Source organism: Amycolatopsis sp. H20-H5 (assembly GCF_035828755.1).
Classification (GTDB): domain Bacteria; phylum Actinomycetota; class Actinomycetes; order Mycobacteriales; family Pseudonocardiaceae; genus Amycolatopsis.
Window position 1 is genome coordinate 1 of record NZ_JAYMZS010000180.1, and the last position, 13,372, is coordinate 13,372.

Sequence of the window (13,372 nt, forward strand, 5' to 3'; positions counted from 1 at the left end):
CCGCTTACTGCCCCTGAAGGCCACCATGACGGCGTTAAACGCCGTCATGGTGGCCTTCAGGGGCAGCTGGCTCTTGGGTCAGGCGATGCCCCGGTGGTGGCCGGACCAGAACGGCGCGCGTAGCGCTCGTTTGTCGACCTTGCCGATCGGCGTGAGGGGGAGCGCGTCGGCGAAGTCCACTCCGGACGGGACGAAGTGCTCCCGGCCGAGGAGCTCGCGCACGTGCGTGCGAACGTCCTCAGTGGATAGTGCGCCGGTGGGCACGATCACCGCGTGCAGGCGCTCGCCCTCGCCGCCCGCGCCCGGGACGGCGAAGACGGTGGCCGCGCGGATGAGCGGGTGCGTGGTGAGCGCGTTTTCGACCACGGTCGAGTAGACCTTCGTGCCGTGCTCGCCGGTGATGATCACGTCGTTCACCCGGTCCAGCAGGAACAGGTAGCCCTCGTCGTCGAACCGGCCGACGTCGCCGGTGGGCAGCCAGCCGTCGGCGATCGGCGGTTGGCCGTGGTAGCCATCCATCATGGACAGTCCGCGGACCAGGACCTCGCCGTCGGCGAGGCGGGCCTCCATCCCGGGCACGATCCGGCCGACGGATTCGAGGCGCTCCGGGTGCCCGTCGAGTTCGGCCGCGGAGATGCTGGCGATCATCGGCGCTTCGGTGAGGCCGTAACCCTGACCGACCACCGGGCCGAAGGTTTCGAGCGCCTTGGCGAGCCGTCGTGGTGGAAGCGGGGCCGCGCCGAGCGAGAGTGAGCGGACGCTGCTGACGTCGGTCGTGGCCATCGCGGGGTGGTCGAGCACCGCGGCCAGCCGGGGCGGGGTGAGCGAAAGCGTGGTGACGCGGTGCTTTTCGATGGCCGCCAGCACCGCACCGGGGGCGAAACCCTGCTGCAGTAACAGGATGTCCCGGCGCAGCAGTGCGCCGAGGGTGGTGGCGTTGCCGGTCATGTGCGTCATCGGGGCGATCAGCAGGGTGCGGCCGGGACCCGCCGGATCCGGCGCGAAGATGTGCGCCATGCCGTCGTAGATCCCACTGTGCCGGATCAGCTTCGGGGTGCCGGTGGTGCCGCCGGTCGGGAAGATCACGGTGACCGACGCGGGCAGCGTGAGTGGCTCGGTTTGCCGACACGTAAGGAGATCGTCGAGCCGGAGGACGTCGACGGGCCACGCCTGCTCCTGGTCGGTCACCACCACGGCGGCGTCGGCCGCGGCCACCGCGGCGAGCCTGTCCGGCAGGCTCGCCGACTCCGCGATGAGCAGGACCGTGGCGCCACGTAGTTGCGCGGCCAGTTGCACAAGGACGGTTTCCGGGCGGTTGGCGACGTCGATGGCGACCACGCCGCCATCGACGTCCGGCAGTGCCGCGTGCAGGCGGCGGAGGAGGTGCAAGGCCTGGTGGTACGTGGTTTCGGTGCCGTCCTGGACGAACAGGACGTCCTCGCTACCCGCCTCCAGCGCGGCCAGTACCCGGGTCAGGAAGAAGCTCACAGACGGACCCTAGCTGGCGCTCGCCGTTTTGCCGAAGCCGAGGCTCACGGGACTGCGCGGACGTCGGCGGCTAGGAGATGGCCACGCTGGCGCTCATCTGAGCGAGCTCCCGTGACGCGCGCGCAAGGCTGGCGGACTACCGGAGTGTCCAATCGCAACTGTCCTATTTGTACTGAATGGGATTGCTCAGCCGAGCCGGTGGCTCCGGAAGAACCGCCAGATGACCGGTGTCGCGTCGAGGACAGTGGGTGTCGCGGAGTCGTCGTTGGGCTGGGTGCTGGGCCAGACGTGCCCGGCGCCCTCGACCCGGTAGTGCTCCACTGTGCTCCGGCGGTCGCAGCCGAACCAGCGCTGGACGTCGACACCCTTGATCGGCGAGTACGTCAGTGGCCGGGTGAAACAGCCGTCGCGACTCGACCATCCGGCGAGCCAGTCCGGAATGGACGGAAGGCCCTTGGCCGGGTTGCCCGCGTACGGGATCGTCGTGTCGGCCGTGCCGTGGAAGTCGAGGATCGGCGCGGGACGTGACGGGTCGCATTCGCCGCCCTGCGGGTAGAACGCGCCGGAAACCGGGGCGAACGCGGCGATCCGGCTCGCGAGCCGGCACGCCAGCAGACCGGTGAAGCCGCCGCCGTTCGACTTGCCCGTCGCGAAGATGCGCGCGGGATCGACACAGAGCGTGCGCTGCAGGGAGTTCAGGAGGTCGCTGGTGAACAGGACGTCGTCGGCGGCCGCCGAGTAGGGCGCGCCGGTCCAGGCCGTCTCGCCGTCGGTGCCGACCAGGCCCTGCGGGTAGACGGCGATCGTGTCCAGTGCGGAGAAACCGGACAGCTTTTCCTGGTAGGCCGAGGTGCGCTTGTGGCCGTGGAACGACAGGACCAGCGGATACGGCCGGTCCGGGTCGTACCGCGCGGGCAGGTGCACGGTGTACTCGCGGGTGAGGCCGCCCGAAACCACCGACGCACCGGTCGTCTCGCCCGGCGTCACCGGCGGGGAGCGGTGGCAGCCCGTGGTCCGGACCGGGTGGTCGACGGCCTTGGCGGGCTCAGCGGTGGCCGGGCTGCCCAGCCCGGCTGTCAGTGCGGCGCCCAGCAGCAGGGCGAGGGCGAGTTTCCGGCGTCCGAGCACGCGATCCTCCTTGACCGGCCAGCGCAGCGGTGACCAGCATCACCGCTGGGAGCCGTCCGGTCTGCATTGTGGTCATTGAGTTCACGCATTTGACTGTCCCTGAAGGCCACCATGAGGGACCTAGACGCCCTCAGGCCCGTCGCCGACGAGGCGACGGGCCTGAGAAGAGACAGTGGCCTTCAGGGACTACTTGCAGGCCTGCTTCGAGGTGAGCACCCGTTCGAGGGCGTCTCGCACGCGGGCCGCCGGAAGTTCGCCGGACGCAAACGCTTGCTGCAGGCGATCCAGCACCTCGTCGAGCCGTCCGCCGGACGACCACAGGGCCTCGTCCGCACCTGCCTGAAGGGCCTTCAGCACCGCGACCGGCAGCGAGTACTCGGCCGTGATCGCCTTCATCGCGCCGAGGTCGTCGGTCAGCGCCGGGCCGGTGAAGCCGTAGTCCTCGCGAAGCAGCTTGTACGCGGGCGCGGACAGGGACGCGGGCTGCCCGCCGGTCAGGCCGGGGACGTCGAGGTGCCCGACCATCACGCCGGTCTCGCCGTACTCGCCGATGTCGCGGTAGGGCAGCAGGTCGAGCTTGCGCAGCTGGTCGAGCGGCGGCGTCTGGACCGCGCCCTTGTGCGAGTCGCCGGTGCCGTGGCCGTGCCCGGGGAAGTGCTTCAGCACGGGCATGACCCCGGCCGCGCGCAGCCCGGCGGCGAACTCCAGCGCGTAGCTGCGGACCTTCTCGGGGTCGGCGCTGAAGGACCGGTCGCCGACGATCTCGTCGTCGGCCTGCTCGGTGACGTCGGCGTCGGGGGCGTAGTCGACGGTCACCCCGCGTGCCCGCATCGCCTTGCCGCGCTTCTCGGCGAGGTCGCGGACCTGCCGGGGGCTCATCGTCGCGGCCATCTGACGGGCGCTCGGGATCGAACCGTCGAGGTCGTCGAGGCGCTGGACGCGGCCGCCCTCCTCGTCGATCGCCACCGAGACCGGGATCCTCGCGGCCCGCTGGACGCCGTCGAGCGCGCCGCCCTCGAGCAGGCCCGTCTTGTTGCCGCCGAGGAAGATGCCGCCGACCTGCTCGCCGCTCACGACCTTCATCGCGTCGCGCGCGTCCGTGGCGTCCACCCCGACGACGACCAGTTGCGCGAGCTGCTGCCGCACGGTCATCCCCTTGACGACCCGGTCACACGCGGTGGCCGGATCGGTCCTGGTCACCGGCGGCGCGCTGGACGTTTGGCTGTCCGCCCGCGGTGCTACCGGCGGTGACGGCGGCGCCGCGACCGGTCCGGCGTCGCACTGGACCAGCACGCTCGCGGCCGTCGCGCCGAGCGCTATGGTGGCGAGTAGCCGCCTGGTCAATGGCGTACGGGGGGCTAGCCGGCTCATCAGGCCCTTCGTGTCGGCGCATCCGTGCTTCTCGTACCTGCTGCCCTGACGGTAGACCAGGCCTTTCTTCACGTCGTGAAGACCTCTTCACGACGTCTAGAGAATTCGTGAAGCCGCTCTCCGCACACTGCTTCCGACAGCAGTGTTCACCGTCTCCAGGAGGTAACGATGGATCAGGTGCGCGTGGCGGCATGGGCTTCGGACCCCATCGCGCTGGCCGGCCTCATCAACCATCTCCAGGCGCGGCCCGAGGTGCAGGTGCTCCCGGGTCAGCGACGGAGTGAAGCCGCGGTCCTGGTCTTCGCCACCAACAGGGTGACCCCGGACGTCCAGGCCGCGCTCAGGGCCGCCGCCGCCGAGACCCCCGCCGCGATCGTCCTGGTCGCCGGTCAGGTCGAGGCCGAGGACCTGCAGGTGCTGGCCGACTGTCACGTCGTCGCCGTGCTGCCGCGGGCCGCCATCGCCGGGAATCGCCTGGTAGAGAGCATCACCGCCGCGGCATCGGGCCGGGAGACCTCGTTGCGTGACCTGCTCGGCAGGCCCGAGGGGGTCAAGTGCGACGGCGAGTCCACGGTGCTGTCCGACCGCGAGGTCGACGTGCTCCGGCTGATGGCCGAGGGCTGGGACACCGCCGAGATCGCGGGCAAGCTCTGCTACTCCGAGCGGACCGTGAAGAACGTCATCTACGCCATGACGAACCGGCTCAAGCTGCGCAATCGTCCCCACGCGGTCGCGTACGCGCTGCGCGCCGGAGTCATCTGAGGGCACCCCTCGGCTGGCGCGCGTTCACGGGAGGCGAGGATGATCTCGCTCGGGCGGTCCGTGACGTAGATGGGAATGACCATGACAGTCAGCCGTGTGCCTGTTTCGATCTTCGTCGTGCTCGCCGCGTTGTCCCTGGTGGTCTCGGGGTGCAGCAGTGCGGCCCCGGCCGCCAGCGCGGCGGACGTCGACCTCACCGTCGCCACCTTCGGCGAGTTCGGGTACGGCCCGCTGTTCGCCGAGTACGAGCAGGCCCATCCGAACGTTCACGTCAAGGGCAGGGTCACCGACTTCGACACCCATCACAAGGGCCTCGCCACCCAGCTGGCCACCGGCCGTGGTGCCGCGGACGTCGTCGCCATCGAAGAGCAGTACCTGCCGACCTATCGGCAGTCGCTGGACAAGTTCGTCGACCTCGCCACTTACGGCGCGAAGGACCTGCAGAACCAGTGGGCGCCGTGGAAGTGGGCACAGGGCGTGTCCGGCGACCACGTGCTCGGGCTCGGCACCGACATGGGCAGCCTCGCCCTCTGTTACCGCCGCGACCTGATCGCCGCCGCCGGGCTGCCCGCCGACCGCGCCGCGCTCGCCAAGCTGATGCCGACCTGGCAGGCGTACGCGGACGTCGCGGAACGGTTCGCCAAGGCGACGCCGGACGTCAAGTTCGCCGACTCGGCTGGCACGATCTACACCGCGATGCTCAACCAGGCACCGGAGAACTACTTCTCCCAAGTGGACGATTCGTTCATCGCCGACCGGAACCCCAACGTACGCAACGCTTTCTATCTCGCCGGGGGTATCGGCGCGAAGGGCGAGACGGCCGGCGTCACGCCGTACACGCAGCCGTGGACCGTGGCCATCAAACAGGGTTCGTTCGCGACCATCGCCTGCCCGGCCTGGCTGCTCACGCAGATCCGGGAGGCGGGCGGCGCGGAGAACAGCGGGAAATGGGACGTCACCACGATTCCCGGCGCGAGCGGCAACCAGGGCGGGTCGTTCCTGACCGTGCCCAAGCAGGGCAAGCACCCGAAGGAGGCGTACGAACTGGCCCGCTGGCTGACGGCGCCCGAGCAGCAGAAGAAACTCTTCCTGTCGGCCGGAATCCTGCCCAGCGAACCCGCGGTGTACAAGGATCCGCAGGTCGTCGCGAAGACGGATCCGTACTTCAGCGACGCCCCGGTGGGGCAGCTGTTCGCGGCTTCGGCGGACACGCTGCGGCCCAACTACCGCGGCCTGCGTGACGCCGACGTCCGGCCGGAGTTCGGCCGCGCGCTGGGCCGGATCGAGCAGCAGAAGCAGACCGTCGAAGTGGCCTGGCCCGACGCGTTGCAGCAGGCCCGCGGCGTGCTCAAGTAGGGCCGGGCGTGCTGCGTGGCCCCTGGCTCGCCCGCGCCGACCGGCGGGTGACCCCCATCCTGTTCGTCGCGCCGTTCTTCCTGATCTTCCTGGTGTTCGGCCTGTTCCCGCTGCTCTATACCGCGTGGATCTCGCTGCGCGACTGGCAGCTGATCAACGGCGACGGCGGGTTCGTCGGGCTGGTGAACTACACGAAACTGTTCGCCGACCCCAATTTCTACAACGCACTGGTCAACACGGTCGGGATCTTCCTGCTCGCCGCGATCCCCGGCATGCTCGCGTCGCTCGGGATCGCGGCGCTGCTGAACCGGCCGCTGCGCGGCGCGACCTGGTGGCGCACCGGGGTGCTGCTGCCGAACGTGGTTTCGGTGGCCGCTGTCGGGCTCGTGTTCGGTCAGCTGTTCGGCCGTGACTACGGGGTGGTCAACTGGGCGCTGGGCCTGGTCGGTGTCGATCCGGTCGACTGGCAGGCGTCGACCTGGTCCTCGCACCTCGCGGTGGCGTCGATGGTGATGTGGCGCTGGACGGGGTACAACGCGCTGATCTACCTCTCGGCGATGCAGGCCGTGCCGGACGAGCGGTACGAGGCCGCCGAGCTCGACGGCGCGTCCCGGTGGCGGACGCTCTGGTCGATCACCGTGCCGGGCATCCGGCCGACACTGGTCTTCACCGTGGTGACGGCGACGGTCAGCGGACTGCAGCTGTTCGCCGAACCGCAGCTGTTCGACACCTCCGGCGTCGCGGGCACCGGCGGCAGCGACCGGCAGTTCCAGACGTTGACGATGTACCTGTACGAGAAGGGGATCGGCCATTACGACGCGGGCTACGCGGCCGCGATCGCCTGGGTGCTGTTCGTGATCTGCGCGGTTTTCGCGCTGGTCAACTTCCGGCTGGTGCGGCGGTTCGTGGGGCACACCCGATGACGGTGAGCGGCCGCCGGCCGGGGCCGATCGTGTACGGCGCGCTGGCCGTCGTGCTCGCCGTGTCGATTTTCCCGCTGTACTGGTCTTTCGTAGTGTCCACAAGGGACAACTCGGCGATCGGGGAGAAGTCCCCGGTGCTGCTGCCCGGCGGCAACCTGCTGGCGAACCTGCGCGCGGTGTTCGACACCGTGGATTTCTGGTCGGCCATCGGGAATTCGCTGATCGTCTCGGGCACCGTGATGGTGTCCAATGTGGTCTTGTCGAGCCTCGCGGGCTTCGCGTTCGCGCGGTTGCGTTTCCCCGGACGCAACTCGCTGTTCCTGCTCGTGGTGGGCAGTGCGATGGTCCCGGCGCAGCTCGGCGTGATCCCGCTGTACATCGTGGTCGGGGACCTCGGCTGGTACGGCAGGCTGGAGGCGGTGATCGTGCCCGGCCTGATCGGCGCGTTCAGCGTGTTCTGGATGCGGCAGGCCTGCGAGGAGGCGGTGCCGGGCGAACTGGTCGACGCGGCGACGGTCGACGGCTGCTCACTGGCGCGGACGTTCTGGCACGTCGCGGTGCCGTCGATCCGCCCGCAGGCCGCGGTGCTCGCCATGCTGACGTTCATGACCACCTGGAACGACTTCTTCTGGCCCCTGATCGTGCTGAACAACGACAGCCCGACCGTCCAGGTCGCGCTGTCCCAGCTGGCCAGCGGGTACTACACGGACTACGCGCTGGTGCTGACCGGCGCGACTGTCGCCGTCCTCCCGGTGATCGCCCTGTTCCTGCTGCTGGGCCGCTACCTCGTCCGCAACCTGGTCAGCGGCGGCGCGCGCACCTTCACCTGAGCCCTCCCCGGAGTCCGGGAACGGGAGCAAGGGACCTTTGCTGCCGTTTCAGGGGCCGAGCCGCGTAGTTGTACTCAACTGTGGTGAAGCGGGAGCGAAATTGTCGCTTGGTGCGTCATAGTGTGGTCAGGCGGTCACGCTGCGGGGAAGGGGAGCGATGAGCGGCGGGTACGAGGTTGTCTTGGATGCGATCGAGAGAGCGTCGCGGGCTTCACAACGGGCGGCCGACGGGGTTCGGCCGGTGGATCTGGCGAGCACCCTGGCAGGGCTGCCGCGGGGCGTGCCGGGTGGCAGCGCGGTGGAGGCGGCGCGGCTGCTCGCCGACACCTGGGGCCGTGACCTGCCCACCTGGGTGAAGAACATGGACGAGTACTCGGCCCAGCTCGCCGCCGCCGTGCAGCGATACCGCACCGACGAGCAAGCGGCCGCGCACGATCTGCGGGAAGCGGCCGCACCCGGCGGACGGCGGCCGGTCTGATGGTGACCTGGGCAGACGTGCGGCGCTGGGACGCGGGAGCGATCGGCGGGGTGGCGGACGCGCTCAACGACCGCTGCAACCGCCTGATCGCCCTCAACGACGACGTGGAGTCCGCCGCGAAGCTCGACGGCTGGCTGGGTGACGCGGCGGTGGCCGCGGCCTCGCGGGGAAACTCGCTGATCTCCACCCTGGAACAGAAGGTCGCCGAGGCGTCGGCGGTCCGCCGGGGCGCCCACGAGGTGCAGCTCGCCGTCGAGCGCCTCACCGCGATGGTGCGCGAAACCGAGGACCTCGCGCACGCGCACGGCGTGATGGTGGGCACCGACGGCGCGGCCGTCATCGCACCGGTCACCGGGCCACCGCTCCCGCCGGACGTCGCGGCACGGCAAGCGAAGGCCTTGGTGGAGATCCACGATCGGGTGGAACAAATTGTGCGGCGCGCGATCGACGTGGACGCGGACCTGGCGGGCATCCTGACCCGCGCGATGCGCGGCGAGATCACCGAGCAGGGCGTCGGCACCCTGGCCCAGGCGGCCGAGGTGGGCGCGGGCCAGAGCGGCCTGTCGATCATCGGGCCGCCGGAGCACGGCACCCCCGGCGAGAACAACGCCTGGTGGGACAGCCTGTCCGACACCGCGAAGGGCGCGATCCTGCGGGACAACCCGGACCTGGTCCGCAACCTCGACGGCATCCCGGTCGTGGACCGGGATTCGGCCAACCGCGCGGTGCTGAACCGCGAGATCGAGAAGCTCAAAGCGGAAGCGAGCGACATCGCCCGCACCAACCCGAACGACCCGCGTTCCCGTACCCAGCTCGACTGGCCGGGCAAGGAGAAACTCGACGCCGTCAACGCCAAGATCAACGGCCTGCACGCGATTGAGAACCGTTTGAATCAGCCAGGCCCCGGGGTGCAACAGGCGTTCCTCATCAGCCTCGATACCAGCGCTGATGGCAAAGCGGTCGTGTCGTCAGGTAATCCGGATACCGCAGCCAATGTCGCGACCTACGTGCCCGGAACCGGCAGTGAGCTCTCGAAGATCGAAGGTGATATGAATCGCTCGGACCGCATGGTCGGAGCTGCGGCCGAAATGGGATCGCCGTCGACCGCCGTAGTGACGTGGTTGGGCTACGACGCGCCGAACGGCCTGGTCGACGCGGGCAGTGCTGACTATGCCGACGGTGGGAAAGCAGCACTTGGCGGTTTCCAAGACGGTCTGCGGGCCACTCATCAGGGCGACGTGCCATCACACAACACGGTTCTTGGGCACAGCTATGGCACCACGGTCGTCGGATACGCGGCCAGGGATGGCGGTCTTAACGCCGATGAACTCGCCTTCGTGGCCAGTCCTGGTGTGGGCGTCGACAACGCCAGCGAACTGCATCTCACCGGGGTCGACCAAGCCGACATCGGCAGCCACGTGCACTCGACTGTCGCCGAACACGACATGATCAAGGTGACCAATATCGAGGTAACCGACGACAGCGGCAGCGAGAGCATAGACATTGCGCTGGGTCCGGACCCGGCAAGGCCACAATTTGGTGGGCAGGTCTTCACCTCGGACCCGGGCACAGACGGGCAGCTCGGGCTGAGCACCGAAGCGCACAGCGAGTACTGGAACTACAGGTCGAAGTCTTTGGACAACATGGGCCGGATCATTGCCGGTCGGCCGACGAGCTGACGGGGAGCCGGACGTAGATGAGCCGACGATGGATATGGAATGTCGCCCCGGCGGTGGTGCTTGCGGGGGTACTGGCAGGCAGTGCCTGCGGAAATGGGAGTGGTGGTGCCGGGATGCAGCCGACGATAACGATCGACGAAGCCAATACGCGGGTGGACGACTATGTCGCCCGGGCGGTCAAGGCGCTTCCGCCGGAAACAACACTCAAGCTCAACTTCCAGGAGCGGAGCGGGGAGTGTTCGGATCCGATCGACAAGGGGCCGAAGAACCGCGTCGTGGCAAACCGCAGCTATCAGCTTATCGGCCTGCACCCTGAACTTGTCCCGACCTACTTCGACACGATGCGGGCGTGGTGGCAGGCCAACAATTTCCGCGTCCTCGACGATATCCCGCGCAACGAGTTCCTGTGGGTCGAGAACAACACCGACGGCTTTCAGATGACGCTCAAGGCCAACCCGGTGGGCGGCATCTTCCTCCTCGCCGGATCCCCGTGCGTGTGGTCCAACGGCACACCTGAAGCCGTCGCTGCCGGTGAAGACGCCTCCTCAAGCGACGGCACCGCCATCGCATCCCAAGTACCCGCACCGGCGGCGGTACGGCCCGTCGCGGACGCAACTCAGTCGATCAAGCCCCGCCGCCCGCGCCCCCGGCCCTCCGAAGAGGAGGCCGAGGGCTTCGACCAGATCGACTGGACAGACGAAGGGCTCTACTGACCGACTCGATCAGTCGAACTCTCCCGCCTTGACGCCTAGGACGAATGCGGCCCACTCCGGGGCAGTGAAGTAGTGCGGCACCTTGGACTTGTCCTTGGTGTCGCGGACAAAACGGCTGCCGTCCGGTGACTCAGCGACTTCGACGCATTGCCCGCCGTTACCGCCGCTGAAGGTCGACTTTCGCCATCTGAGGTGGGTTGGCTCGGAGGACATGGCTCCGTGCCCCCTTTCGTTGCGTTCTCACAGTTCCCGCAGCACAGTATCGACGAGACTCAGTGAGTGATCTCGCAAGTCTTCAGCTCTTGCGGCCGGTCTCGGTCGAGATATGGCGCACCTCAGTCATCGGACCGCTTTACCGCCGGGAGATCCGCCCACCGCGCTCGCGGCGAGGTCGGCTGGTCTACGGATCAGTGGCCCGCGGCGCGTTGGCCGATGAACACGGCGATGTCGCCGCGGGAGGTTGTCTCGAGTTTGCCGAGCAGGCGGGCGACGTGGGCCTGGACCGTGCGGCGGGGGAGGGTGAGCTCGGTGGCGATGTCCGGGTTGGACCGGCCGTCGGCGACCAGTGCCGCGATCCGCAGCTCGATCTGGGACAGCGAGTCCCAGCCGTGGCCCGGCCTGGCCGTTGGCAAACCCGCGCCCCGCCGGATGCCGAGTTTGCGCAGCCGCGACTCGGCCCGCCGCAGGTCCCATCGGGCCGCCAGTTCGGTGTAGAGCTCGGCGGCCTCGTCGAACGCCGCCTGCGCCGCGTCGAGGTGCCCGGCCCTGGCCAGCAGCACCGCCCCGTCCTCCAGCGCCGACGCCAGCTCCAGCCGACGCCCGGCCGCGCGGTAGTGCTCGGCCGTGGCCAGCACCGGTCGCGGATCGTCCTCGATCAGCCCGCGGCACCACGCGGCCGCCGCGAATGCCCTGGCGGGCAAGGTTTCCTTCGCCGCTTCCTCGTCGCAGACGGCCAAGGCCCGCCGTGCGCGGTCGAAGTCTTCGGCTTCGACGGCGAGCCGGACGAAGATCGGCAGCCATTGGTGTCGCAGCATCATCTGCGCGTACGTCGGGTTCAGGATCGGCTCGAGCACCCGCAGCGCTTCCTCGCGGCTGCCGCGCTGCTCGGCCGCGAGAGCCTGGGCCACCAGTAGGAAGTCGAAGCTTTCCCGCTCCGCGCCGGTCGCGGGCGCGTACTCCTCGGCGGCGTCGAGATGCGCCGCGGCCTGGGCGCGTTCGTCGCGGCGCCCGGCGATCAGGGCCGCGACGCCGTGCAGCAGCAGGGCCGCCGCGCCCGGCTCGCGCAGGCCGTAGAACGTGATCGCCGGGCCGTCCTCGGTGACCGTGTCCAGCTCGACCAGCGCCTCGTCCCAGCGGCCTTCCCAGTAACGCTGCACCGCGACCGAAACCTGCAGGCCGGTCGGCATACCGTGCCGCGCGGTGATCTCGCCCGCCGTGCGCAGCGTCTCGTCCGCGTCGGTGAGCCGGTCGAGGTTCTGCAGCGTGAACACCCGGTTGTCCAGCAGGTCCAGGTGCAGGTCGGCGAGGTCGTGCTCGTCGCCGACGGCCTCGATGGCCTGGTCGATGTCGCGCAACGCCTGCTCGTGGTCGCGCCGGACGGAGTTCACCAGCCACAACGTCTGCAGCGCGTGCGCCGTCAAATACTCGTCCCCGGCCGCGAGCCCCTGCGCCTTCGTCGCGGCCGTCTCCGCCGCGTCGAGGTCGTCGAGCCCGCCACGCCGGAAGTTCGCCAGCAGGTGCCGGTGCCGGACGCGCCAGATCTCGGGGACGTCCGTGGCTTCGGATTCCTCGCCGAGCGTCTCCACGGCGGCCGCGGTGTCGCCGCCCCGGTGCAGCAGCGCGGCCAGCAGGTGCCGCATCTCGGCCGCGTTGTTCGGATCCTGCGCGAGCGCGAGTGCTTGGCGCGCCAAGGCTTCCGGCTGACGCTCCAGCCGGAAGAGCACCTTGACCAGCGCGACGAGCAGCGGTTCGCGCCGCGGGTCGTCCTCGGTGCACGCGGCCAGCGCGCGTTCCAAAAGCTCGACGGCGATCAGCGGCGCGCGGTTGGCCAGGGTGGCGTGCTGCGCGGTGAGCCAGTCGAGCACCCACGGGTCGGCCGCGGCCGGCGCGGCGACCAGCTGCTCGGCCACCCGCTTCACCGGCGCGCCGATCCCGGCGAGTGCCTCGGCGGCCTGCCGGTGCAGCGCGGTCCGCATCCCCGCCGGGATACGGTCGTACAAAGCCTGACGCAGCATGGGATGCCGGAACGCGAGCTGGGTGCCCGCGTCGATGAGCACGTTCGCCGCGACGGACTCCTCGATCGGCCCGAGCAGGTCTGACGGCCTCCGCTGGAGCACTGCCGCGACGTCGCCGACGGCGAATTCGACCCCCAGCAAGGCCGCCCAGCGCAGCACCTCCTGCGCGTCTTCCGGCAGGAAGTCCAGCCGCCGGTCGACCGCCGCGATCAGTGAATGCGGGGTGTCGTACTCGGCGGGATCATCGACGTCGGCCTGGCCGCCGTGTACCCGCACCGCGTCTCCCCGGACCAGCACATCGACCATTTCCTTGACGTACAAGGGATTCCCGGCGGCTCGACCGGCGAGCTCACGCAGCCCGGGGCCGGGCACGGCGCCGAGCAGGTTCTCGAGCCGCAGGGCGGTGGCGG

At 69.5% G+C, this 13,372-nt stretch carries 12 protein-coding genes; 7 read left to right on the top strand and 5 right to left on the bottom strand.

Annotated elements, in window-relative coordinates; genetic code table 11:
* Nucleotides 1-78 precede the first annotated feature (78 nt).
* The 3 genes from QMK34_RS44525 to QMK34_RS44535 all read right to left on the bottom strand — a co-directional run bounded on the left by QMK34_RS44525 (nt 79) and on the right by QMK34_RS44535 (nt 3,987).
* Complete coding sequence (locus QMK34_RS44525) at nt 79-1,488, bottom strand: class I adenylate-forming enzyme family protein (protein WP_326420882.1); 1,410 nt, start codon at nt 1,486-1,488, stop codon at nt 79-81.
* 186 nt (nt 1,489-1,674) lie between these two features.
* On the bottom strand, nt 1,675-2,616 hold the full coding sequence (locus tag QMK34_RS44530; RefSeq protein WP_442785356.1) for an alpha/beta hydrolase family esterase: 942 nt from the start codon (nt 2,614-2,616) through the stop codon (nt 1,675-1,677).
* 186 nt (nt 2,617-2,802) lie between these two features.
* Nucleotides 2,803-3,987 carry a glycoside hydrolase family 3 N-terminal domain-containing protein gene (locus QMK34_RS44535; protein WP_326420883.1) on the bottom strand — a complete coding sequence of 395 codons (1,185 nt, stop codon included), beginning with the start codon at nt 3,985-3,987 and terminating at the stop codon, nt 2,803-2,805.
* Nucleotides 3,988-4,155: 168 nt separating this feature from the next.
* Here QMK34_RS44535 and QMK34_RS44540 point away from each other — a divergent pair, with 168 nt between their 5' ends.
* From QMK34_RS44540 to QMK34_RS44570, 7 genes are all read left to right on the top strand, one after another.
* Nucleotides 4,156-4,749: a response regulator transcription factor gene (locus tag QMK34_RS44540; protein WP_326420884.1), complete on the top strand. Its 594-nt coding sequence runs from the start codon at nt 4,156-4,158 to the stop codon at nt 4,747-4,749.
* Between the two features lie 81 nt (nt 4,750-4,830).
* On the top strand, nt 4,831-6,105 hold the full coding sequence (locus tag QMK34_RS44545) for an extracellular solute-binding protein (protein WP_326420885.1): 1,275 nt from the start codon (nt 4,831-4,833) through the stop codon (nt 6,103-6,105).
* 8 nt (nt 6,106-6,113) lie between these two features.
* On the top strand, nt 6,114-7,028 hold the full coding sequence (locus tag QMK34_RS44550; RefSeq protein WP_326420886.1) for a carbohydrate ABC transporter permease: 915 nt from the start codon (nt 6,114-6,116) through the stop codon (nt 7,026-7,028).
* The gene (locus tag QMK34_RS44555) at nt 7,025-7,858 is read left to right on the top strand and encodes a carbohydrate ABC transporter permease (protein ID WP_326420887.1); all 834 of its coding nucleotides are present in this window, start codon (nt 7,025-7,027) and stop codon (nt 7,856-7,858) included. Before QMK34_RS44550 ends, QMK34_RS44555 begins: the two co-directional genes overlap by 4 nt.
* Before the next feature lie 241 nt (nt 7,859-8,099).
* On the top strand, nt 8,100-8,336 hold the full coding sequence (locus QMK34_RS44560; RefSeq protein WP_326420888.1) for a hypothetical protein: 237 nt from the start codon (nt 8,100-8,102) through the stop codon (nt 8,334-8,336).
* A 50-nt stretch (nt 8,337-8,386) separates the two neighbouring features.
* Nucleotides 8,387-10,015, top strand: coding sequence for an alpha/beta hydrolase (locus QMK34_RS44565; RefSeq protein ID WP_326420889.1), 1,629 nt, complete (start codon nt 8,387-8,389; stop codon nt 10,013-10,015).
* Between the two features lie 113 nt (nt 10,016-10,128).
* Entirely contained in the window at nt 10,129-10,728 is a 600-nt protein-coding gene (locus QMK34_RS44570; protein WP_326420890.1) for a hypothetical protein, read from the top strand.
* A gap of 9 nt (nt 10,729-10,737) precedes the next feature.
* Here QMK34_RS44570 and QMK34_RS44575 read toward each other — a convergent pair whose 3' ends face one another.
* Together QMK34_RS44575 and QMK34_RS44580 are read right to left on the bottom strand one after the other, a co-directional pair.
* Nucleotides 10,738-10,941: a DUF397 domain-containing protein gene (locus QMK34_RS44575; protein ID WP_326420891.1), complete on the bottom strand. Its 204-nt coding sequence runs from the start codon at nt 10,939-10,941 to the stop codon at nt 10,738-10,740.
* A 194-nt stretch (nt 10,942-11,135) separates the two neighbouring features.
* The coding region (locus tag QMK34_RS44580) for a LuxR C-terminal-related transcriptional regulator (RefSeq protein ID WP_326420892.1) at nt 11,136-13,372 on the bottom strand (2,237 nt) is incomplete at its 5' end.

Coding starts and splice junctions, on each gene's coding strand:
- QMK34_RS44535 (WP_326420883.1), bottom strand. CDS start 3,987: ATGAGCCGGCTAGCCCCCCGTACGCCATTGACCAGGCGGCTACTCGCC.
- QMK34_RS44540 (WP_326420884.1), top strand. CDS start 4,156: ATGGATCAGGTGCGCGTGGCGGCATGGGCTTCGGACCCCATCGCGCTG.
- QMK34_RS44545 (WP_326420885.1), top strand. CDS start 4,831: ATGACAGTCAGCCGTGTGCCTGTTTCGATCTTCGTCGTGCTCGCCGCG.
- QMK34_RS44555 (WP_326420887.1), top strand. CDS start 7,025: ATGACGGTGAGCGGCCGCCGGCCGGGGCCGATCGTGTACGGCGCGCTG.
- QMK34_RS44570 (WP_326420890.1), top strand. CDS start 10,129: ATGCAGCCGACGATAACGATCGACGAAGCCAATACGCGGGTGGACGAC.
- QMK34_RS44575 (WP_326420891.1), bottom strand. CDS start 10,941: ATGTCCTCCGAGCCAACCCACCTCAGATGGCGAAAGTCGACCTTCAGC.